The organism is Micromonospora arborensis, from assembly GCF_003205615.1.
In the GTDB taxonomy this organism is placed as follows: domain Bacteria; phylum Actinomycetota; class Actinomycetes; order Mycobacteriales; family Micromonosporaceae; genus Micromonospora; species Micromonospora arborensis.
Map to the genome: position 1 here is coordinate 22156 of NZ_PYBV01000004.1, position 20825 is coordinate 42980.

20 protein-coding genes are annotated in these 20825 nt (G+C 72.0%); 14 read left to right on the forward strand and 6 right to left on the reverse strand.

Translation table 11 applies throughout. The annotated features are described in order from the left end of the window. Positions 1–31: 31 nt before the first annotated feature. A complete protein-coding gene (locus C7C45_RS02995) occupies positions 32–1252 on the forward strand; it encodes a multidrug effflux MFS transporter (protein WP_110562112.1) in 1221 nt (406 codons plus the stop codon). Between the two features lie 40 nt (positions 1253–1292). Here the strand turns inward: C7C45_RS02995 and C7C45_RS03000 are convergent, their stop codons facing one another. Then, positions 1293–1964: a hypothetical protein gene (locus C7C45_RS03000; RefSeq protein ID WP_110562093.1), complete on the reverse strand. Its 672-nt coding sequence runs from the start codon at positions 1962–1964 to the stop codon at positions 1293–1295. A gap of 23 nt (positions 1965–1987) precedes the next feature. Here C7C45_RS03000 and C7C45_RS03005 point away from each other — a divergent pair, with 23 nt between their 5' ends. Further along, positions 1988–2506 (forward strand): acyl-CoA thioesterase, encoded by a 519-nt coding sequence (locus C7C45_RS03005; protein WP_110562094.1) that lies wholly within the window; start codon positions 1988–1990, stop codon positions 2504–2506. 149 nt (positions 2507–2655) lie between these two features. Then, complete coding sequence (locus tag C7C45_RS03010) at positions 2656–4683, forward strand: acetoacetate--CoA ligase (RefSeq protein WP_110562095.1); 2028 nt, start codon at positions 2656–2658, stop codon at positions 4681–4683. Positions 4684–4874: 191 nt separating this feature from the next. Here C7C45_RS03010 and C7C45_RS03015 read toward each other — a convergent pair whose 3' ends face one another. Beyond that, positions 4875–5564 carry a TIGR03089 family protein gene (locus C7C45_RS03015; RefSeq protein ID WP_110562096.1) on the reverse strand — a complete coding sequence of 230 codons (690 nt, stop codon included), beginning with the start codon at positions 5562–5564 and terminating at the stop codon, positions 4875–4877. A 154-nt stretch (positions 5565–5718) separates the two neighbouring features. On the opposite strand from C7C45_RS03015, the gene C7C45_RS03020 reads away from it, so the two are divergent. Together C7C45_RS03020 and C7C45_RS03025 are read left to right on the forward strand one after the other, a co-directional pair. Beyond that, the gene (locus C7C45_RS03020) at positions 5719–6864 is read left to right on the forward strand and encodes a glycosyltransferase family 4 protein (RefSeq protein ID WP_110562097.1); all 1146 of its coding nucleotides are present in this window, start codon (positions 5719–5721) and stop codon (positions 6862–6864) included. Between the two features lie 62 nt (positions 6865–6926). After that, entirely contained in the window at positions 6927–8018 is a 1092-nt protein-coding gene (locus tag C7C45_RS03025) for a mannose-1-phosphate guanylyltransferase (RefSeq protein ID WP_110562098.1), read from the forward strand. On the opposite strand, the gene C7C45_RS03030 is transcribed toward C7C45_RS03025, so the two are convergent. Continuing rightward, on the reverse strand, positions 7987–8604 hold the full coding sequence (locus C7C45_RS03030; protein WP_110562099.1) for an NUDIX hydrolase: 618 nt from the start codon (positions 8602–8604) through the stop codon (positions 7987–7989). The two genes, C7C45_RS03025 and C7C45_RS03030, sit on opposite strands and share 32 nt — an antisense overlap. A gap of 39 nt (positions 8605–8643) precedes the next feature. Here C7C45_RS03030 and C7C45_RS03035 point away from each other — a divergent pair, with 39 nt between their 5' ends. Beyond that, on the forward strand, positions 8644–9690 hold the full coding sequence (locus C7C45_RS03035; protein WP_110562100.1) for a hypothetical protein: 1047 nt from the start codon (positions 8644–8646) through the stop codon (positions 9688–9690). Between the two features lie 288 nt (positions 9691–9978). Then, a complete protein-coding gene (locus C7C45_RS03040; protein ID WP_110562101.1) occupies positions 9979–10977 on the forward strand; it encodes a winged helix-turn-helix domain-containing protein in 999 nt (332 codons plus the stop codon). Positions 10978–11021: 44 nt separating this feature from the next. On the opposite strand, the gene C7C45_RS03045 is transcribed toward C7C45_RS03040, so the two are convergent. Then, entirely contained in the window at positions 11022–12107 is a 1086-nt protein-coding gene (locus C7C45_RS03045; protein ID WP_110562102.1) for a coenzyme F420-0:L-glutamate ligase, read from the reverse strand. Then, positions 12104–13051, reverse strand: coding sequence for a 2-phospho-L-lactate transferase (gene cofD, locus C7C45_RS03050; protein WP_110562113.1), 948 nt, complete (start codon positions 13049–13051; stop codon positions 12104–12106). The genes C7C45_RS03045 and cofD overlap by 4 nt, the downstream gene beginning before the upstream one ends. A 98-nt stretch (positions 13052–13149) precedes the next feature. On the opposite strand from cofD, the gene C7C45_RS03055 reads away from it, so the two are divergent. From C7C45_RS03055 to C7C45_RS03080, 6 genes are all read left to right on the forward strand, one after another. Then, the gene (locus tag C7C45_RS03055; protein WP_110562103.1) at positions 13150–14121 is read left to right on the forward strand and encodes a hypothetical protein; all 972 of its coding nucleotides are present in this window, start codon (positions 13150–13152) and stop codon (positions 14119–14121) included. Between the two features lie 160 nt (positions 14122–14281). Then, positions 14282–16825 carry a bifunctional FO biosynthesis protein CofGH gene (locus C7C45_RS03060; RefSeq protein WP_110562104.1) on the forward strand — a complete coding sequence of 848 codons (2544 nt, stop codon included), beginning with the start codon at positions 14282–14284 and terminating at the stop codon, positions 16823–16825. A 163-nt stretch (positions 16826–16988) separates the two neighbouring features. Further along, positions 16989–17258 (forward strand): hypothetical protein, encoded by a 270-nt coding sequence (locus C7C45_RS03065; RefSeq protein ID WP_110562105.1) that lies wholly within the window; start codon positions 16989–16991, stop codon positions 17256–17258. A 51-nt stretch (positions 17259–17309) separates the two neighbouring features. Then, positions 17310–18704, forward strand: coding sequence for a DUF4331 domain-containing protein (locus C7C45_RS03070; protein ID WP_110562106.1), 1395 nt, complete (start codon positions 17310–17312; stop codon positions 18702–18704). A 17-nt stretch (positions 18705–18721) separates the two neighbouring features. Next, positions 18722–19051 (forward strand): phospholipase, encoded by a 330-nt coding sequence (locus C7C45_RS03075; RefSeq protein WP_110562107.1) that lies wholly within the window; start codon positions 18722–18724, stop codon positions 19049–19051. 459 nt (positions 19052–19510) lie between these two features. Next, a complete protein-coding gene (locus tag C7C45_RS03080; protein ID WP_007455784.1) occupies positions 19511–19768 on the forward strand; it encodes a WhiB family transcriptional regulator in 258 nt (85 codons plus the stop codon). 55 nt (positions 19769–19823) lie between these two features. Here the strand turns inward: C7C45_RS03080 and C7C45_RS03085 are convergent, their stop codons facing one another. Beyond that, entirely contained in the window at positions 19824–20273 is a 450-nt protein-coding gene (locus tag C7C45_RS03085) for a metallopeptidase family protein (RefSeq protein WP_110562108.1), read from the reverse strand. Positions 20274–20425: 152 nt separating this feature from the next. Here C7C45_RS03085 and C7C45_RS03090 point away from each other — a divergent pair, with 152 nt between their 5' ends. After that, positions 20426–20794, forward strand: a complete 369-nt coding sequence (locus tag C7C45_RS03090) for a DUF3499 domain-containing protein (protein ID WP_110562109.1) — start codon at positions 20426–20428, stop codon at positions 20792–20794. Positions 20795–20825 lie beyond the last annotated feature (31 nt).

Here is a 20825-nt window from a genome sequence, read left to right on the forward strand (position 1 = left end):
TACGACCGAGGACGTGTTGCCCGGCGACCTGATGACCAACCGTCAGCGGGTGCAACTCGTCCTCGTGCTCGGTGCGCTGATCGCGATCGGGCCGTTGACCATCGACATGTACCTGCCCGCGCTGCCCACCATCACGGCAGGCCTGCGGACCACCGAGACCGCGGTGCAGTTGACCCTGACCGGCACGCTGATCGGCCTCGCGCTGGGCCAGCTGCTGGTCGGGCCGCTCTCCGACGTGATCGGGCGGCGTAAGCCACTGCTGGCCGGGCTGGCCACGCACATCGTGGCATCCGTGCTGTGCGTCTTCGCACCCAACATCGCCGTGCTCGGCGCCCTGCGCGTCCTGCAGGGGCTCGGCGTCGCGGCCGCCACCGTCGTCGCGACGGCCGTCGTCCGCGACCTGTTCAGCGGCGCCAGCTTCGCCCGGATCTTCTCCCGACTGATGCTCGTCATGGGCCTGGCGCCGATCCTCGCGCCGACCCTCGGCAGCGGCCTGCTGCGGTGGACCGAGTGGCGGGGCATCTTCGCGGCGCTGGCGGTGCTGGGTGCGCTGCTGATCGTCGTAGCCGCGTTCCGGCTCACGGAGACCCTGCCGGTGGCACGTCGTCGGCACGGCGGGGTGGGCGCGACCCTGCGCGACTACCGGGGGCTGCTCAACGACCGGGCGTTCGTCGGCCTGGTGCTGGTCGCCGGGCTGGCGATGGCGGCGCTGTTCGCGTACGTCTCCGGGTCGTCGTTCGTGCTGCAGGAGCAGTACGGCCTCGACGAGCAGCAGTTCGGCCTGGCCTTCGGGGCCGGTGCGGTGGGCCTGATCGCGGCCACCCAGTTCAACGTCCGGTTGCTGCGCCGCTACACCCCGCAGCAGATCCTGATCAGCGCCCTCGTCGCGGGCACGGCAGCCGGGCTGCTGCTGGTCATGTTCGCCGCGACCGAGTTCGGTGGCCTGGGCACCCTGCTCGCGTGCCTGTGGCTCGTGCTGGCCGCCGCCGGCCTGGCCCTGCCGAACGCGCCAGCGCTGGCCATGAGCCGGCACAGCGAGGCCGCGGGCACCGCCGCGGCGCTGCTCGGGGCCGTGCAGTTCGGCGTCGGCGCGCTGTCGGCGCCGCTGGCGGGCCTGTTCGGCACCGGGAGCGTACCGATGGCGGTCGTCATCGCCGGCGGCATGGCCGCCGCGCTGCTCGTCATGCTCCTCGTCGTGCCCCGCGCCGACCTCGGCACCGTCGATGCGGACCTGGCGGTCGCTCTGCACTAGCTAGAAAGAGGGCGGGCCGGTGCTCCGGCCCGCCCGACCATCAGCGGATCTCGGTGGTGTCCTCGGGGCGCGGCTGGCCGCGCGGCGGGGCGGACCAGGGCGACTCGCCACCCACCCGGCGCGGCAGCGGCTCGGTCGGTGTCGAGTCGGCTGGGTAACCCAGAGTGAGCGGCGCGGTGTCGCGCTCAGCGGCCGCCGCGGGCGGCCAGTCGGTCAGCGTGAAGTCGTCGTTACGGGGGCCTCCGTCGGACGCGGGGACCGGCGTCACGGCCGGCTCGGTCGCCGGGCACGGCCACTGCCGCCACCGCTGCACGCTGAAGGTCGCCATCAGCAGCAGCAGGCCGATCAGGGAGAGCGTGCCGTTCTCCACGGGCAGCCGCAGCGGCAACGGATCGCCGAACACCTTCCACTCGTGCGGGACCGCGTCCCGCACCGCGAAGGGCGCCACGAACATCCCGATGTACGGGGTGACCAGCAGCAACCCGGCCACCAGCGGGCCCAGCGGCGAGAAGCGCAGCGTGCCGAGCAGGCCCAGCAGGACGCCGCCGACACCGAGGTACACGGCTGGCTCGATCAGGTTGGCGGTGTTGAACGTGCCGGTCTCCACCCAGCGGTCGACCGTCCGGCTCGACCCGTCCTGCCCCAGTGTGATCAGCACCCAGGTGATGGGCGCCACCACCAACCCGGCGAGGAAGCTCCAGAGATGTCGCATCCGCGCACCGTACCGTTTTCGACATGACTGAGCACCTCTCCGACGCACCGATCGGCAAGCCGACGTCGTACTCCCGCGTCACGCTGAGCAAGATCATGACTGCCGTGGACGTGAACCTCTACGGCACCGTGCACGGCGGGGTTCTGATGAAGTTCGTCGACGACGTGGCGGGAGCCGCCGCCGCCCGGCACAGCGGCGGGACGGCCGTGACCGCGGCGATCGACGAGATCGTCTTCTCCGAGGCGGTCCGGGTCGGCGACCTCGTGCACGCGCACGCTCAGGTGAACTGGACCGGCCAGACCTCGATGGAGGTGGGCGTGCGGGTTGTCGCCGAGCGCTGGGACTCGGCCGAGGACGCGCCGGTCCGGGTGGCCACCGCGTACCTGGTCTTCGTCGGGGTGGACGTGAGTGGAGCGCCGCGGGTGGTCCGCCCGGTGCTGCCGGAGACGGCAGAGGACGAGCGCCGGTACAAGGAGGCCGAGATCCGCCGCGCGCACCGCCTCGCCCGCCGCCGCGCCATCCAGGCCCACCGCGCCGGCTGAGACGCGGCCACACAGGTCGGGACCGGGGCATGTGGGGCGGGCACGCGTCGGTTGGCGCAACCGGTGCGCAGAATGGCGCTTCGAGGTAGGGCAAGATGGCGCCACGGCCCATTCACAGTGTCGTGCCGGGCCAGGGGGAGGGTGGACCAGTGGGTGACATGCTGTGGGCGCCGCCGGCGGACGTACGTGAGCGGTCCCGGATCGGCGACTACCTGCGCTGGCTGCGGGAGCACCGTGGGTTGGACTTCGCCGACTACGACGCGCTGTGGCGCTGGTCCACCACCGATCTGGACGCGTTCTGGCGCTCGATCTGGGATTACTTCGAGGTGGTCGCGCACACCCCGCCGACCGCCACCCTGGCCGAGCGGGGAATGCCCGGTGCCCGCTGGTTCCCCGGGGCCACGCTCAACTACGCGGAGAACGTGCTGCGGATGCCGGGGCGTACCGACGACGACCCGGTGGTGGTCGCGCACAGCCAGACCCGACCGCCGGTCACGCTGACCGCCGGGGAGTTGCGCGAGCAGGTCCGCCGCGTGTCGGCCGGGCTGCGCCGGCTCGGCGTCACCGCCGGGGACCGGGTGGCGGCGTACGCCCCGAACATCGGCGAGACGTACGTCCTGCTGCTGGCCACCGCCAGCCTGGGCGCGATCTTCTCGTCCTGCGCCCCCGAGTTCGGCACCCGCAGCGTCACCGACAGGTGGCAGCAGATCGAGCCGACCGTGCTGGTCGCCGTGGACGGCTACACCTACGGCGACAAAGCCGTGGACCGGCGTGCCGAGGTCGCCGCGATCCGGGCCGCACTGCCGTCGCTGCGGCACACCGTCAGCATCGCGTACCTGGACCCGGCAGGCGCGACCGACCACGATCCGGCTTCCCCGGGGGACACGCTGAGCTGGGCTGAGTTGGCCGCGCCCACCAACGAGCCGTTGACGTTCACGCCGGTGCCGTTCGACCACCCGCTGTACGTGCTCTATTCCTCGGGCACCACCGGGCTGCCCAAGCCGATCGTGCACGGCCACGGCGGCATCCTGCTGGAGCATCTGAAGATGCTCGCCCTGCACCACGACCTGGGCGCGGCGGACCGGTTCTTCTGGTTCACCACCACCGGCTGGATGATGTGGAACTTCCTGGTGTCCGGCCCGGCGGTGGGCGCGACCATCGTGCTCTTCGACGGCAACCCGGCGGTACGGGCCGAGCCTGGCCGGCCGGCTGAGCCTGACCTCGGTGGGCTGTGGCGGCTGGCGGCGGAGACCGGCACCACGTACTTCGGCACCTCGGCTCCGTTCCTGTTGGCCTGCCGCAAGGCCGGCCTGGTGCCTCGGGACATCGCCGACCTGTCGGCGCTGCGCGGCGTCGGCTCGACCGGGGCGCCGTTGCCCGCCGAGGGCTTCCGATGGGTGTACGAGACCGTGGGCGACGACCTCCAACTCCAGTCGCTCTCCGGCGGCACCGACGTGTGCACCGGTTTCGTCGGCGGGGTGCCACTGCTGCCGGTGTACGCCGGTGAGATCGCCTGCCGGGCGTTGGGCGCGAAGGTGGAGGCCCGCTCCGCCGACGGCACGCCGGTCATCGGCGAGCTGGGTGAGCTGGTGATCACCGAGCCGATGCCGAGCATGCCGGTGGGCTTCTGGAACGACGCGGACGGCACCCGCTACGCCGAGGCGTACTTCGACGTCTACCCGGGCGTCTGGCGGCACGGTGACTGGATCACCATCAACTCCCGGGGCGGCTGCGTGATCACCGGACGATCCGACGCCACCCTCAACCGTGGCGGCGTGCGGCTGGGCACCGCCGAGTTCTACTCCGTGGTCGAGGGGTTGGACGAGGTGCTCGACTCGGTCGTCGTGCACCTGGAGGACGACGAGGGCGGTGCCGGCGAACTGCTTCTCTTCGTGGTGCTGGCCGAGGGCCTGGAGATGGACGACCCGATGCGCGCGAAGATTTGCCGGGAACTGCGCACCGCGCTCTCACCCCGGCACGTCCCCGACGAGATCCACCAGGTGCGCTCGGTGCCCCGCACCCTCTCGGCGAAGAAGCTGGAGGTGCCGGTCAAGAAGATCCTCACCGGCACCCCGGTCGACCAGGCCGCAGCCAAGGGCGCCCTGGCCAACCCCGAATCCCTGACCGCCTTCGCCGCCTTCGCCCAACGCCGGGCCACCGACAGCACTCCCGCCTGAGAGTTTCTGCGCGCCGGCTCACTCGACCGGGGGCAGCCCTGCCCTGGCAAGGTCGCCCTTTGCTCTGCTTCACCCCAGGCAACAGTGTGGGTTGCTAAGTGTTGCCTGGGGTGAAGCAGAGCAAAGGGCGCGGGGCGCACCCGCGTGCCCTCGACGCCGACGTATGCCGGCCGAAGGGGACGGCGGGTGGGTCACGGGAGAGAGTGGGTGACTTTCTCCGTGGTCACCCGGGCGGCCAGGCGGGCCGGGTCCGGGTTGGCGCAGAGGACCACGGTGGCGGCCCGGGTCAGGGGAGCCAGCAGCCAGTCGACCGGGTCGCGGTATCGGGTGGCGTCCACGAGGACCCGCGCGCCGGGCTCGATGCCCAACTCGCTGGCGCGGGCCTCGGCGCGGCCCAGCAGGTGCGCGTCGGTGGGGCCCGGACCGGATTGCGGCGTGAAGTGGTCACCGTGTCCGCGTACCTCGACCACGTAGTCGGCGAACCCGGGCGGCACCTGGCGGAGCGGGGCGGCGAGCGGGGCCAGCCCGAGAGCGTACCGCTCGTCGGCCGGCCAGGACTGCGCCTCGTCGAGCCGGTCGGCGGCGGCAAAGAGCACATCCACGTCGCCCGCTGTGTCGACGACGCTCAGCTTCGCCGACCAACAACCCAGCAGCACCGCCGCGGTCTGCCAGTGCGGCGGCAGCAGCACGCCGGCCGGGGTGCCCGGGGCGACGCCGACCTCGTCGACGAGGAGGTTGGCGGTCTTCGCCACCCAGTTCGCCAAGGTGGCGCCGGAGAGTTCGGTGCGGTCGCCACTGGCATCGTCGTACCAGGTGAGCAACGGTCGGGTCGGGTTGGTCGCGATCGCGTCGGCGAACACCCGGGCAATGTTGTCGGCCATCGGCGCGAACGATACGCCCCTGCGGGCCGTACTCGAAGACGATGACAACTCGGCATACCGTCGGGTCGCAGTCAGCGTCGGCCCCACGCCCCGGCGTAGGCTTGAGCCCCGGAGTGTTGTTCCCCACAGACCCGCCAGTGCAAGGAGTCGCCCCGTGACCGCCGGTCGCCCGCCCCGCGTGCTCATCGACGCCACGAGTGTCCCCGCCGACCGTGGTGGCGTCGGTCGATACGTCGACGGTCTGCTCGGTGCCCTCGGCAAGGTGTGCGGGTCGGGGGTGGAGCTGGCCGTGGTCAGCCTCCGCACCGACCTGGAGCGCTACACCCGGATGCTGCCCGGGGCGGAGATCATCCCCGCTCCGGCCGCCGTGGCGCACCGCCCGGCCCGGCTCGCGTGGGAGCAGACCGGCCTGCCGTTGCTCGCCCAGCAGGTGGGCGCCGACGTGCTGCACTCGCCCTTCTACACCTGCCCGCTGCGGGCCGGCTGCCCGGTCACCGTCACTGTGCACGACGCGACGTTCTTCACCGAGCCGGAGCACTACGACAAGTCCCGCCGCACGTTCTTCCGCAGCGCCATCAAGACCTCGCTGCGCCGCGCCAACCGGGTGATCGTGCCCAGCAAGGCCACCCGGGACGAGCTGATCCGGCTGCTCGACGCCGACCCGACCCGGATCGACGTGGCCTACCACGGCGTCGACCAGGCTGCCTTCCACGCCCCCACCGAGGAGGAGAAGGCCCGCGTACGCGCCCGGCTGGGGCTGGGCAACAGCAGCTACGTCGCCTTCCTCGGCGCCAAGGAGCCGCGTAAGAACGTGCCCAACCTGATCCGTGGTTGGGCGCGTGCGGTGGCCGATCGGGCGGAGCCGCCGGCCCTGGTGATCGCCGGTGGGCAGGGGCACGACGACGACATCGACCGGGCGGTGGCCGAGGTCCCGTCGCACCTGCGCCTGCTCCGCCCCGGTTACCTGCGCTACGCCGACCTGCCCGGCTTCCTCGGCGGCGCGCTCGTCGCCGCCTACCCGTCCTACGGGGAGGGTTTCGGGCTGCCGATCCTGGAGGCGATGGCGTGCGCCGCCCCGGTGCTGACCACGCCCCGGCTCTCGTTGCCCGAGGTGGGCGGCGACGCGGTCGCGTACACGTCGGAGGACGCGGAGCAGATCGGCACCGACCTGGCCGCGTTGCTCGACGACGAGCAGCGGCGGTTGTCGCTGGCGAAGGCCGGGTTCGACCGGGCCAAGGAGTTCACCTGGGAGTCCAGCGCCGAGGTGCACATCGCCGCGTGGAGCCGCGCCCGTTCGTGACCTCCGGAGCCCCGACGGTGACCCGTGCCACTGCGGACAGGGTCGTCAGGCATGATGTGCGGATGCTCTATGCGGTCATCCCGGCAGGTGGCAGCGGCACAAGGTTGTGGCCGTTGTCCCGCGCCGGCCACCCCAAGTTCCTCCACCCGCTGACCGGCACCAACTCCTCGCTGCTCCAGGCGACCGTGGAGCGGCTCGCGCCGCTGACCACACCGGATCGGACCCTTGTGGTCACCGGTGCCGCGCACGTCGCGGCGGTCGCTCGGCAGCTGACCGGTCTGCCGGAGGAGAACATCCTGGTCGAACCCTCCCCGCGCGATTCCTGCGCGGCCATCGCCCTGGCCGCCGCGGTGATCGCCGTACGCGACCCGGACGCGGTGATGGGCAGCTTCGCCGCCGACCACCTGATCCGTGACCCGGGGAGCTGGGTCCGCACGGTCCAGGAGGCGGTCCGCGGGGCCGAGCAGGGCCTGCTGATGACCGTCGGGATCACCCCGACCCGCGCCGAGACCGGCTACGGCTACCTGGAGACCGGCGAGGAGACCGAGGGCGCGCCGTGGCGGACGGTGGCCGAGTTCAAGGAGAAGCCGGGCGCCGAGGTCGCCGAGGCGTACGTCCGTTCGGGCCGGCACCTGTGGAACGCGAGCATGTTCGTGTGGCGGGTGGACGTCTTCCTCGCCGAGCTGGCCCGGCAACAGCCGGCGTTGCACGCCGGTGTCACCGCGATCGCCGCCGCCTGGGGCACCCCGGAGCAGGACGAGATCCTCGGCGCGATCTGGCCGACCCTGCCGAAGATCTCCGTCGACTACGCGGTGATGGAGGGCGCGGCCACCGCGGGTCGCGTCGCGACCGTGCCGGGCGACTTCGGCTGGAACGACGTCGGCGACTTCCACACCCTGGGCGACGTGCTGCCGGCCGACGACAAGGGCAACGTGGTGCTCGGCACCGACGCGAAGCCGGGTGTGTTGCTGCGGGACAGCAACAACCTGGTGGTCGTGCCGCAGTCGGGGCGGTTGGTGGCCGTCCTCGGGTTGAGCGACCTGATCGTGGTGGACACTCCGGACGCGGTGCTGGTCTGCCCGCGTGACCGGGCCCAGGACGTCAAGGCCCTGGTCGACGAGCTCAAGGAGCGAGGCGAAGAGGGCTACGTCTGAGGGCTGCGAGGGCCGGCGTGACCAGTTGTGCGGTCCCGCCGGCCAGCGGCTCGGGCAGTCGGTCCGATGGGAACCAGCCCAACTCCTCGGCCTCGTCGCTGACCTGCTCCACCGCGCCGGGCGGGGCGAGCACGGCGAACCGGACGTCGTAATGGCGTGAGCCGCCCTGGCAGAGCACCTCGTGCACGTCGATGTCGATCGGCACCGGGTCGATGCGCAGGCCGGCGATCCCGGACTCCTCGGTCGCCTCGCGCAGCGCGGCGGCGACCAGGGTCTCGTCGACCGGCTCGCAGTGCCCGCCGAGCTGCACCCACCGACCGAACTTTCCGTGCAGGCAGAGCAGCACCCGCGTACCGGTGGCGTCCAACACCAGCGTGCTCGCGGTGATGTGCCCCGGACGGTGCTGCCGGCTCATCGCGATCGGCCCGGCGCCGAGCAGCGTGAGGGTCCGCTCCCGCGCGTTGGCCGCCTCGGGGCTGGTGGGCTGCCAGCCTTCGAGCAGCGCGGTCGCATCGGCGTGCAGCGACGCGTACGTCTCGGGGTCGGTCGGGTGGGCGGTCGGTCCGGTGATCGCGGTGTCGGGCATCCCGTCACTGTACGAGCGTGTGCTCCGTACGCTGGCTCGGTGACTCTCCGACTCGTCGAATTCGTGGTGGCCGGCAACGAGGCCAGCGATCTGTTGCCGGTGCGCTCGGCGGCGCTGCTGCGCGCGTACGGTGCCCGGCGGGGCTTCTGGACGGTGCTGGACGAGGGGCCGGTGGAACGCTGCCTGGCGCTGCTGCTGGAGCGTGACGACGGCGAGTGGACCGCCCGGCACGTAATGGCGGACGCGGGTGCGGAGAACGGGCGGACCGAGGATGGTGAGGCGCTCGCCCACCACGACGGCTGGGTGTACGTCTTCGGCTCGCACTTCGGCTCGAAGGCTGGCCCGCTGCGTCCCCGGCGTGCCTTCGTGGCCCGGTTCCGGGAGGACGACGCGGCCGCCGGGCTCGTGCCGGTGCACGTGGTACGCAACTCGTTCCGGTTGCACCGGGCGGTGAACGACGCCCTCGCCGGGTCGCCGCTGACCCTGTTGCCGCCGGGGGAGCGGGTGCGGGCCCGGTTCATCGTCGAGACGTTGGCGAGGGGGACCGCCCGGGAGAAGCGCTGGGTGAGCCGGCTGGCCCCGGACGACCTTCCGTTGAACGTGGAGGCGGCGGCCTTCACCCCGGGCGGGACGGCGCTGCTCGGGCTGCGGTTTCCGGTCACGGAGGCGGGCGAACCGATCCTGGTCGAGGTGGCCGGTGTGCCGGACATGTTCACGGCGGAGCCGGCGTGGCCGCGGGCGTTGCGCGCGTACGTGTTGACCGGGGTCACGCCGCCGGGGGAGCTGACCGGGTTCCGCGCGATCACCCCCACAACCGACGGCGGGTACGCGGCCGTGATCGGCTCGATCGACGCGCTGGGCAAGGGATCGGTGCTGCTCGACGACCATCCGGGCGGCGGTGACGTCACCTCCCGGCACGTCCACTTCCGGCTTCCGGGCGATGCGTCGGAGGACGCGTACCGGCTGGTCGGGGAGTCGGTGGCGGACCTGTCGCCGTTCCACCACGTCGAGGGGCTGGCCGAGTTGGACGGGCGACCGTTCTACGTCACGGACGAGGATCACCGGGTCGCGCTCTGGGTCGGCTGAGCCGGGCATCTGCCGGTGCGGTGCGGGATGACCGGGCGGCACCTCTGCGGAGCAAGGGCCGCAGACCCTCGTGGCGCCGCCCGATCACCGAGGCCTCCCCGGTCCCGGTGCCCTCGGACCGGAGCATGCAGGACGCGCCGGCACGGTGTTCGGGCACTGGAAGCATGACGAACCGTTCCGGGGGACGTCGAGGGTTTTCAGTCCAGGCTTAAAGATGGAGATTAGTGCCGTCCAGGTAGAGTCGAACGGTCATCCGGCATCCCCCTGCCGGCGACACTGGAGCGCTCCATGCTGAAGATCCACTTTTCTGGGGAGGACATCCTCCGGACTCGGGTGGCGCCGGCTGCGGACCCGGTCTGGGAGCTGGTCCTCAGCCTGCACGCGCTGCAGGGCCGCAACCGCGACCCGTCGACGGCGAGTTGGCGGCGCACCGTGTCCCGAGGGCTGCGTCAGGACGTCGCCTCCGAACAACTCAGGTTGCTCTTCGCGTTGAACCCGCCGCGCGGCTACTTCCCCGACTTCCTCACCCCGTACGCCAGCGTGGACGGCTTCGAGGCCGGGCTGGACGCGGTCCGCAGCACCCCGACCGGGATGCTGCACCGGGACCTGAGCGTGCTCGCCGCCGAGAACCACCTGCCCTCCTCGGCCGCCGCGCTGGCCCGGGGTGAGGTGGCGGTGCTGCACCACCTCACCGATTCGATGGAGCAGTACCGGTCGCTGGCGATCAGCCCGTACTGGAGCCAGATCCAGTCGGCCGTCGCGGCGGACCGGGCCCGCCGGGCCAGAGCGCTGCTCGACGGCGGCGTCGAGGGCCTGCTCACCAGCCTCCGGCCGGCCCTGCACTGGGACGGCGGGGTGCTCCAGGTCCGCCACTACCCGCACAACCGGGAGCTGCACCTGGACGGCCGAGGGCTGCTACTGGTGCCGTCCTTCTTCTGCGCGGAAACACCTGTCGCCCTGCTCGACCCGGCGCTGCAACCGGTGCTGGTCTACCCGGTGGACCGGCTGGGCGGGTTGGCATCGGTCGACGACACCGCAGCGGCCCCGTCAGGTGCTGCCCGCGACTCACTCGCCGCGCTGCTCGGCCGCACCCGGGCAGCGGTGTTGCAGGCCAGCGACGAGGGCTGCACCACCGGCGAGGTCGCCCGCCAGCTCAACATCTCACCGGCGGCGGCGAGCCAGCACGCCACGGTGCTGCGCAACGCCGGCCTCCTGGTCAGCCACCGGGACCGCAACAGTGTGCTGCACACGTTGACGCCGCTCGGCCGGGCCATGCTGGACGCGTGACCCGGCCACCTGTCACAGGGCGAGCGCGGCGCTCGCCGGGCTGCTCACAGGGCGAGCGCGGCGCTCGCCGGGCTGCCGGGCGGCGGTGGCAACAGGGTCGACCCGACGCCCTCGGCGGCCAGGGCGACGCGCAGTCGGTGCAGGTCGGCGCCGAAGCGGACCAGACCGATCGGCTCGACGGGTGTCGGGGCCGAGCCGAGCACCAGAGCGGCGCCGTCCGGCCACCCGGGCATCTCGGCGACCAGTCCGGCGCGTACCTCGGCCTCGTCGACCAGGGTGAAGACCGTGCCGGGGGTGACCACCCCGGCGACCGCGTCGATCGCCCGTCGTACCGCGGTCAGGTCGACCGGCGTCGGACCGCGACCATCGGCCAGAGTGGCGGCGTCGGCCAGCCCGGCGGCGCGAGCCTCCGCGGTACCAAGCGAGAAGAGATCCTGTGCGGCGTCGCGGACCAGCGCACGCGCGCCACCCGCGTCGTCCGGGTTGGTGGCGGAGAAGTAACCCCGCACCACCGCGACCGGGACCTGGTCGCACTTGCCCTTGATCAGCTCGCCGGCACCGGCCAGCTCGTCCACCACGGCCATCTGGGTCAACTGAAGCTCGTTGCCGTACGGATCCACCTCGCCCCGGTGGTCGCGGATGGCGGGCATCCCGGCCACGCCGAGCGCCACGTCGGTGAGCCCGTTGCGCCAGGGCCGACCCATGGTGTCGCTGATGATCACAGCCACGTCCAGGTCGTAGCGCTCCCGCAGCGCGTCGCGCAGCGCCCGCGCCGAGGCGTCCGGGTCGACGGGCAGCAGCACCAGCTGGGTCTTGTCCACGTTCGACGCGTCGATCCCCGCGGAGGCCATCACGAAACCGTGCTGGGTCTGCACGATCCGGGTCGGCCCTCGGCTGGCGACCACCCGGACGGTCTCACCGGCCAGGACCTCGTCCCGGGCGGCCAGTCGCTCGGGCCCGTCCGCCGGGACGTCGACCAGTCGGCCCTCCGCCTTGGAGACGATTTTGCTGGTCACCACCAGCACGTCACCGTCTCGCAGCCACGGCGCCGCAGTCGCGATCACCGCCGCCAGATCGTCACCCTCGGTCACGTGGCCGATGCCGAGCACCGGCAGGATCTCCAGTCTCACGTCAACTCCACCGCGGCGCGGACCATGGCCACCGTCGCCGCCTCGTCGGTCATCCGCAGCGGCACCGCGCGGACCGTCACCCCCGGCACCACCGTGTCCGCGTCCTCCTCGGCCACCAGCCAGCCGTCCAGCAGGCCGCCGTCCGTCCGGCCCCCGTAGAGGCGGCCCACCCCGGCCGCGCTGCACTCGACACCGAGCACGGCGAGACAGCGATCGGCCATTCCCCGTACCGGAGCGCCGCCGATGATCGGCGCGACACCCACCACCGGGGCCGGACCGTCGGCCACCGCCTCGCGCAGCCCCGGCACGGCCAGCACCGGTGCGATGCTCACCACGGGGTTGCTGGGTGCGACCAGCACCAGGTCAGCCGAGCCGATCGCGTCCAGCACCCCGGGCGCCGGCTTCGCGGTCTCCGCCCCGACGAAGACGAACCGATGGGTACGGATGTCGGCCCGGTACCGCACCCACCACTCCTGGAAGTGGATCGCCCGCTGACCCTGCTCGTCCTCGATGACAGCGTGGGTCTCCAGGCGGTCGTCGGTCGCCGGCAGCAGACGCACCCCCGGCTCCCAGCGGGTGGACAGCGCTTCGGTGACCGCGCTCAACGGGTAACCGCCGTTGAGCATGGTGCTGCGGACGAGGTGGGTGGCGATGTCCTTGTCGCCGAGGCCGAACCAGTCCGGCTGCGCCCCGTACGCGGCGAGCTCGCCCTTGACCGTCCAGCTCTCGCCGACCCGCCCCCAGCCCCGCTCCGGGTCGGCGCCACCGCCGAGCGTGTACATGACGCTGTCCAGGTCGGGGCAGATCTTCAACCCGTGCAGCCACAGGTCGTCGCCGACGTTGACCACGGCGGTCACCTCCGCGCCGACCTCGCGGGCGTACGCCCGGACGCCGAGCAGGAACCGGGCGCCGCCGATACCGCCGGCCAGAACCACGATGTGCATGTCGACCATCCTCGCGCACGTGACGCCTCCGGTCCGCTCGTGGCCCCAGAGACTAGGCTCACGTGCGCCCTGTCCGTTCATGCCCCGAGGGGGAGCTCGTGACCAGCCCCGCCGAGCCCGCGTCCACCGACGCGACGCAGGCCCGTCAGCTGACCAAGCCACTACGCGAACTCGCTGCGCTCGCGTTGCTCGGCGCCAACGCCGTCTTCCTCTTCGTGGGCCTGCTCCGGCTGATCACCCCGAGTGGGTCCTTCACCGCTGGTGCGGGCGGCGCCTTCGGCGCGTTCATCGGGGTGGAGGCGGTGGCTCTGCCACTGCTGGCCGTGCTGCTGGCCACGCACATCTCGCCGGTGGTGCCGAAGGCGAAGTTGATCACACAGGTCGCCCTCGGTGAGTACGCGGTCAGCGCGGTGTTCGGCATGCTGACCATGCTGATCTGGACGGTGGGCCGCCTGGCCGACGTGGAGGTGCTCGACGCGCTCCTCGGTCTGCTCAGCCGGTTCGCCTGGCTGGTGATCTTTGCGGTCGCCGCCTGGGTCGTCTACACCGTCTGGCGCGCCCACTACTACGTGCCACGGCCCAAGCCCCAGCCGGGTGTCTACGGCCAGCCGCAGCCAGGGTGGCCGCAGCAGCAGGGTGGTTGGCCGGCTCCGGGGCAGCCCGGTGGCCAACCGGCAGGCGGGTGGCCGACCCCCGGCCAGCCCGGTGGCTACCCGCCGGCGCAGTTCCCCGGCCAGTACGGCCAGCCCTCGCCGCCGTTCCAGGCCCCGCAGTCGGCACCGCCGCACCCGCAGTCGGCACCGCCGTTCCAGGCGCCGCAGTCGGCGCCGCCGGTGAACTCCGCCCCGCAGTCCGCGCCGCCGTCCCCGGCCGCCCCGCAGTCCGCGCCGCCGTTCGGGCAGCCGTCCCCGGCCGCGCCGCCGTTCGGGCAGCCGCCGTCGGCCGACCCGACGCAGGCCATCCCGCGCCAGTCGGCCGACCCGACCGAGGTGATCTCCCGCCCCGCCGACGCGGACACCGACCGCACCCAGCGGATCAACCCAACCAACCACCCCGACCAACCCCACTAGCCCCACGCCCGCCCGCCACCCCCCACCCGCCCTTGTTGACCATGGAGTTGTTGTCCGTCGGCGCGGCGTGTCGTGGCGATAACCCGATGATCAACGGGGCGGACGGGGGGTGAAGGCACGGGTTGGCGGGATGGGATCGCGCAGCGCATAGGCTGAGCGGATGGTTGATCGCACCTTCTCCGCCCCCAGCGACGCCAGCGTGCGGCGGGCCCTGGGCCGGGCTGCGACCGGGCGGGCACTGGACGTCGATGAGGCGGCCGCACTGCTGTCCGCTCGTGGCGACGCGTTGGACGAGCTGCTCCGGGTGGCCGGTGGGATCCGTGACGCCGGCCTGCGCGACGCCGGGCGGCCGGGTGTGGTCACGTACTCCAAGAAGGTTTTCATCCCGCTGACCCGGCTCTGCCGGGACCGGTGCCACTACTGCACGTTCGCCACCGTGCCGCACCGGCTGCCGGCGCCGTTCCTCGACCGCGACGAGGTGCTGGCCATCGCACGAGCCGGCGCCGCGCAGGGCTGCAAGGAGGCCCTGTTCACCCTCGGTGACCGGCCGGAGGAGCGCTGGCCGGCGGCCCGGAGCTGGTTGGACGAGCGCGGCTACGACTCCACCCTGGACTACCTGCGTGCCTGCGCGGTGGCGGTGCTGGAGGAGACCGGGCTGCTGCCGCACCTCAACCCCGGGGTGCTGACCTGGTCGGAGCTGCAACGACTCAAGCCCGTCGCACCGAGCATGGGCATGATGTTGGAGACGACCGCGACCCGGCTCTGGTCCGAGCCGGGCGGCCCGCACTTCGGCTCACCCGACAAGGAGCCGGCGGTCCGGCTGCGGGTGCTTGAGGACGCGGGCCGGGTCGGGGTGCCGTTCACCACCGGCATCCTGATCGGCATCGGGGAGACCTCGGCGGAGCGGGTGGACGCGCTCTTCGCGATCCGTCGCGCTCATCGGGAGTACGGCCACCTCCAGGAGGTGATCGTGCAGAACTTCCGCGCCAAGCCGGACACGGCGATGCGCGGTATGCCCGACGCGGAGCTGCACGATCTGGCGGCCACGGTGGCGGTGGCCCGGTTGCTGCTCGGCCCGAAGGCGCGGATCCAGGCCCCACCGAATCTCATCGCCGGTGAGTACGACCTGCTGCTGCGCGCCGGCATCGACGACTGGGGCGGTGTGTCCCCGCTGACCCCGGACCACGTCAACCCGGAGCGTCCCTGGCCGCAGATCGAGGAGTTGGCCCGGCACACCGAGCTGGCCGGGTTCACGCTGCGGGAGCGGTTGACGATCTATCCCGAGTACGTGCGCGCCGGTGACCCGTGGCTCGACCCGCGACTGCTGCCGCACGTCGGCGCCCTGGCCGATGCGACGACGGGGATGGCGGTCGAGTCGGCGCTGCCCCAGGGTCTTCCCTGGCAGGAGCCGGAGGAGGTGTTCGGCGGGCGGACCGACCTGCACGAGACGATCGACACCACCGGCCGGACCGATGACCGGCGGGGCGACTTCGACAGCGTCTACGGCGACTGGTCCGAGGTCGCCGGCAAGGTCACCCCGGAGGCGGCGGCGCGGCGTGCGGGCGTACCCCCGGTGGCGGCCGGGAGCGGCGCGGACCGTGACCTGGCGGCCGGGCTCAAGCTCGCCGCCGACGACCCGGCGGCGCTGCTCGACCCTCGGCACACCGACGCCGCGCTGGCGTTGTTCGGCGCGGACGGGTCGGCGCTCGACGCGTTGTGCCGGCTCGCCGACGACGTGCGCCGGGACACGGTCGGTGACGACGTCACCTACGTGGTCAACCGCAACATCAACTTCAGCAACGTCTGCTATGTGGGCTGCCGGTTCTGCGCCTTCGCCCAGCGGGAGCGGGACGCCGACGCGTACCGGCTCTCCGTCGACCAGGTCGCCGACCGGGCCGAGGAAGCGTGGGCGGCCGGCGCCAGCGAGGTCTGCCTCCAGGGCGGCATCGACCCGAAGATGCCGGTCACCGGGTACGCCGACATCGTGCGCGCGATCAAGGCCCGGGTGCCCGAGATGCACGTGCACGCGTTTTCGCCCATGGAGATCGTCACCGCCGCCGCGAAGGCCGGCGTCCCGGTCCGTGAGTGGTTGACGCAGTTGCGGGAGGCGGGGCTGGACACCATCCCCGGCACCGCCGCGGAGATCCTCGACGACGACGTGCGGTGGGTGTTGACCAAGGGCAAACTCCCGGCCGCCGCCTGGGTCGACGTGGTCAGCACCGCGCACGAGCTGGGCATCCGGTCCAGCTCAACGATGATGTACGGCCACGTCGACCACCCCGGGCAGTGGTTGGCGCACTTCCGGGTGCTGGCCGGTGTGCAGGACCGCACCGGAGGGTTCACCGAGTTCGTGGCGTTGCCGTTCGTGCACACCAACGCCCCGATCTACCTGGCCGGCATCGCCCGACCCGGGCCGACGTGGCGGGAGAATCGGGTGGTGCACGCCATGTCCCGGCTGCTGTTGCACGGTCGGATCGACAACATCCAGTGCTCCTGGGTGAAGCTGGGCGACGAGGGCACGGTGGCGATGCTCCAGGGTGGCTGCAACGACCTGGGGGGCACGCTGATGGAGGAGACCATCTCGCGGATGGCCGGCTCCGACAACGGGTCGGCGCGTACCGAGGAGCAGTTGCGGGCCATCGCGAAGGCCGCCGGGCGTCCGGCGCGCAAGCGAACGACCGCGTACGGTCACGTCCGGCCCTGACGTCGAACCTTTCCCCGCCGCCGGCCGTACCACGCGGTGCCGGCGGCGGTCGCGGCGAGGACCGCCGCCGGTGATCCCTCGTGGGTCCGGCCGGCGTCGTTGGACGGCACCGGACCCGTCCGTCCTCGCGGGCGCGTTCGCGCCGCCGCCGGAAAGGTTGCCCATGACCAGTGATCAGCGGAAGCGGCCCTGGCCGCGACTGACCCGCCGGCAGACGTTGACTGCCGCGGCCAGCGCCACCCTCGGCGCCGCCGCGCTCACCGTGCCGGGCCTGTCGGCCGCCCAGAACGCCCCCGGACGAGGCGACGAACCGATCGTCGTGCACCTACGTGACGCCAAGTCCGGAACGATGGACGTCTTCGTCGGTGAGGCCCGGATCGAGGTACGCGACCGCAGCCTGGCGGACCGGCTGCGGCGCGCCGCCCGGCGCTGACCCGACCCTCCGCACTGCCATCCTGTCCCCGCCCAGTGAGGTTGGTCCGCCATGTCTTCCCACCGCGAGGCCCCGGAGATAGCCAAGGATCCGGTCGCCGACAGCTCCGATCTGTACGCGTTCGTCAGCCCCGACAAGCCGGACACGGTCACGTTGATCGCCAACTACGTGCCGTTGCAGCTGCCCTCCGGGGGGCCGAACTTCTTCGAGTTCGGTGACGACGTGCGCTACGAGATCCATATCGACAACGACGGCGACGGTCGTCCGGATGTCACCTACCGGTTCGAATTCACCACCGAGATCACCAATCCGAACAGTTTCCTCTACAACACCGGCCCGATCGACTCGCTGGACAGCGAGAACTGGAACCGGCGGCAGTTCTACAGCCTGACCCGGGTGGCCGACGGCCGGGAGCACCGGCTGGCACACAAGCTGCCCTGCCCGCCGTGCAACGTCGGCCCGCTGTCCACCCCGAAGTACGCCGAGCTGGTGCGGCAGGCCACCTACTCGCTCTCCACCGGCGAGCGGGTCTTCGCCGGGCAGCGCGCGGACGGCTTCTTCGTCGACCTGGGGGCGATCTTCGACCTCGGCACGTTGCGGCCGTTCCAGCAGCTGCACGTCGCTGGCAAGAAGATCTTCAAGGCGGAGGGGGAGCCGGTCAACGCCACCGACCGGATGAACGTGCACAGCATCGCCGTCCAGGTGCCGCTGAAGCAGGTGCGCCGCCGCGCCAACCGCTACGGTGCCGGTGACCAGGCATCGGTGCTCGGGGTGTGGACGTCGGCGTCGCGCCGGCAGGTGCGGGTGCTCGGCGACCGGGGCGGGGCGGACACCGCCACCGGCCCCTTCACCCAGGTCTCCCGGTTGGGCAATCCGCTGTTCAACGAGGTCATCGTGCCGATGTCCAAGAAGGACCTGTGGAATTCGCTGCCGCCGTCGGAGGACAAGCGCTTCGCGCAGTTCGTCGAGCAGCCGGAGCTGGCGGCTCTGCTGCCGGCGCTCTACCCGGACGTCTTCCCGAATCTGGACAAGCTCACCAAGGCGAAGAAGGCCCGAGCGGACCTGGTGGCGATCCTGCTCACCGGCGTGCCCGCCGGGCTGATCGACGGCTTCACCAACGCCACCGGCGAGGTGCAGGCCGACATGCTGCGGTTGAACACCGCGATCCCGCCGACCCGCCGCCCGGACCGGTTCGGGGTGCTCGGCGGCGACCTGGCCGGGTTCCCGAACGGACGGCGGGTCGCCGACGACGTGGTCAGCATCGCGCTGCGGGCGATCGCCGGTCTGACCATCCCGCTGGTGGACAAGACGTTCCGCCCGGACGCGGCGGCCGCCGCGGTCACCCCGGGGTTGAGCGCCGCCGACGTGACCGCGCCGTTCCTCGCGAACTTCCCCTACCTGGGTACGCCGTACGACGGGTTCAACAACCCGTCGGCGGCGTCCTGACCGGCGGGGGCGCGGCGATGCACGAGCACGCGTACGGGCCGTCGGAGACCGGGAGCGTCATCCTCGATCTGGGTGGCGACACCGGTGCCCTGATCGTCTACACGGGTCGAGATCTGCACGGTCGGGAAATCGAGATCAGCCGGGACGATGACCGGCGGGTCCACTCGGCGGTGCGGGAGCGCCGCGTGCAGGACGGCTCGTTCCACAGTGCGGTCTATCCCGACCTGCCGGCGGGGATCTATACCGTCTGGTGGGACGAAAGTACGCCCGCCGGGACAGTTTCTGTCCATGGTGGAGGGATTGCCGAGTTTGCCTGGCCCAGCAGCGGTTTTGGGGCTGTCGACTGACCTCACCGCACCGGTTCGAACGCCGCACCCCGTCCACATCGTGGACGGGGTGCTAGCGCTGTGCCCAGCTTGGCGGGCAGTCTGCGCCGCGTCGCGTTAACCTGTCCCCCACCAAGATCAGCTTTGGGGGGAGGGGAGTCTGGCACCGTCCTGGCGGCGACTCGTCAGGGAAGCGCCACGGCAGAAAAGTCGGGCAACTCGCCGGAGAGGGCGTTACTCGGCCGGGGTCTGAATCGATAGGGCAGGTTGCGAGGCTGGACGGCCCGAGCGGTCGTCCGGGGGTGTCGGGAGGGCGACTCCATTATCAAGTTTGGCTTGACGGCGCACGCATTACACGCGTGTAATTTGAATGGGGTTGTTCGCACGGAACGCAACAAAACGGGACCGGACGGACAAGCACGCCTTTCGCGTGGGGGGTTGCAGCGGCGATGACGCCGGTGCGCGACAAGGAGGCATTTGATGGACGGCCAGCTTGAGGTGGCCGACCTGCTCGGAAACGCGCCGGAGTGGCAGGAGCGGGCCTTGTGCTCGCAGACCGACCCCGAAGCGTTCTTCCCCGAGAAGGGCGGCTCGACCCGCGAGGCGAAGCGGATCTGCTCGCGCTGCGAGGTCAAGACCGAATGCCTCGAATACGCTCTGGGTCACGACGAGCGGTTCGGCATCTGGGGTGGGCTCTCCGAGCGGGAGCGGCGCAAGTTGAAGCGGCGGGCTGCCTGAGCGGTGCGAGGTTGGGGCGGTGGGGGCCGCCCGACTCACCCGCGCGGGGCTCAGCTCAGGCGAGCTCGTCGGGATCGACCCCGAGAAGGTTCGCCACCTGTTCGATGATCACGTCATGCACAAGGTCGGCGAGGTCCTCACGGTCCATCGCCCGGAACTCCAGAGGCCGTCGGTACAGCACGATCCGCGGCGGCACCTCCTGGCGACCGGGACGGCCGGGCAGCAGCCGGGCCAGCGGGACCTCGCCGTCCTCCAGCACATCGGAGTCGTAGACGTTCAGGTCCGGCGGGACGTCCTCGACCGCGAACTCGACCCCGGCCAACTCCTTGGCGAACCGACGCTCCAGCGTCTCGACGGTGTCCAGGACCAGGTCGTCGAAGACCTCGGCCTTGGTCCGGGCCAGCGGCACGGTGGCCGGAACCAGCCGCCCGCGCAGGCCGCGCCCGTGCCGGTCACGGTGCACGCGCCGGCCAGGGCCGGGGCGGCGGTGTTCCGGGCTCGTCATGAGGCAAAGGGTAGCGCCCGCGTCGGGCTGGTCAGCGGCAGCGCCGCTACCATGGCGCGGCGAGCCCAGGACGGCGAACTGTGATCACCACAACGGGCGTGTCGCAACGCGAACCGATGCGCCGGACCCGGTAATGGAGATACCCTGCCGCCGTGAGGTCACCACGGCGCTGCTCCCGTAACGGCTGCCCCCGGCAGGCGGTCGCCACATTGACCTATGTCTACAACGAGTCGACAGCGGTGGTGGGGCCGCTGGCGGCGTTCGCCGAGCCACACACGTACGACCTGTGTGAGCCGCACGCCCGTAGCCTGACCGCGCCTCGTGGCTGGGACGTCGTCCGGCACGAGGGCGAGTTCGAGCCGCCGCCGCCCACCACCGACGACCTGGTCGCGCTGGCCGAGGCGGTACGCGAAGCCGCCCGCCCAGCCCCGCGCCCCCCGGACCCCGACCAGGGTCACCACGAGAACCCCCACCAGACCGGCCGCCGAGGCCACCTCCGCGTAATCCCCCCCAACCACTAACCCCTCCCGGCGGCCCCGCCCGCTTCCTGGC

Coding starts and splice junctions, on each gene's coding strand:
- C7C45_RS02995 (WP_110562112.1), top strand. CDS start 32: ATGACCAACCGTCAGCGGGTGCAACTCGTCCTCGTGCTCGGTGCGCTG.
- C7C45_RS03000 (WP_110562093.1), bottom strand. CDS start 1,964: ATGCGACATCTCTGGAGCTTCCTCGCCGGGTTGGTGGTGGCGCCCATC.
- C7C45_RS03005 (WP_110562094.1), top strand. CDS start 1,988: ATGACTGAGCACCTCTCCGACGCACCGATCGGCAAGCCGACGTCGTAC.
- C7C45_RS03015 (WP_110562096.1), bottom strand. CDS start 5,564: ATGGCCGACAACATTGCCCGGGTGTTCGCCGACGCGATCGCGACCAAC.
- C7C45_RS03025 (WP_110562098.1), top strand. CDS start 6,927: ATGCTCTATGCGGTCATCCCGGCAGGTGGCAGCGGCACAAGGTTGTGG.
- C7C45_RS03030 (WP_110562099.1), bottom strand. CDS start 8,604: ATGCCCGACACCGCGATCACCGGACCGACCGCCCACCCGACCGACCCC.
- C7C45_RS03040 (WP_110562101.1), top strand. CDS start 9,979: ATGCTGAAGATCCACTTTTCTGGGGAGGACATCCTCCGGACTCGGGTG.
- cofD (WP_110562113.1), bottom strand. CDS start 13,051: ATGCACATCGTGGTTCTGGCCGGCGGTATCGGCGGCGCCCGGTTCCTG.
- C7C45_RS03060 (WP_110562104.1), top strand. CDS start 14,282: ATGGTTGATCGCACCTTCTCCGCCCCCAGCGACGCCAGCGTGCGGCGG.
- C7C45_RS03065 (WP_110562105.1), top strand. CDS start 16,989: ATGACCAGTGATCAGCGGAAGCGGCCCTGGCCGCGACTGACCCGCCGG.
- C7C45_RS03070 (WP_110562106.1), top strand. CDS start 17,310: ATGTCTTCCCACCGCGAGGCCCCGGAGATAGCCAAGGATCCGGTCGCC.
- C7C45_RS03075 (WP_110562107.1), top strand. CDS start 18,722: ATGCACGAGCACGCGTACGGGCCGTCGGAGACCGGGAGCGTCATCCTC.
- C7C45_RS03080 (WP_007455784.1), top strand. CDS start 19,511: ATGGACGGCCAGCTTGAGGTGGCCGACCTGCTCGGAAACGCGCCGGAG.
- C7C45_RS03085 (WP_110562108.1), bottom strand. CDS start 20,273: ATGACGAGCCCGGAACACCGCCGCCCCGGCCCTGGCCGGCGCGTGCAC.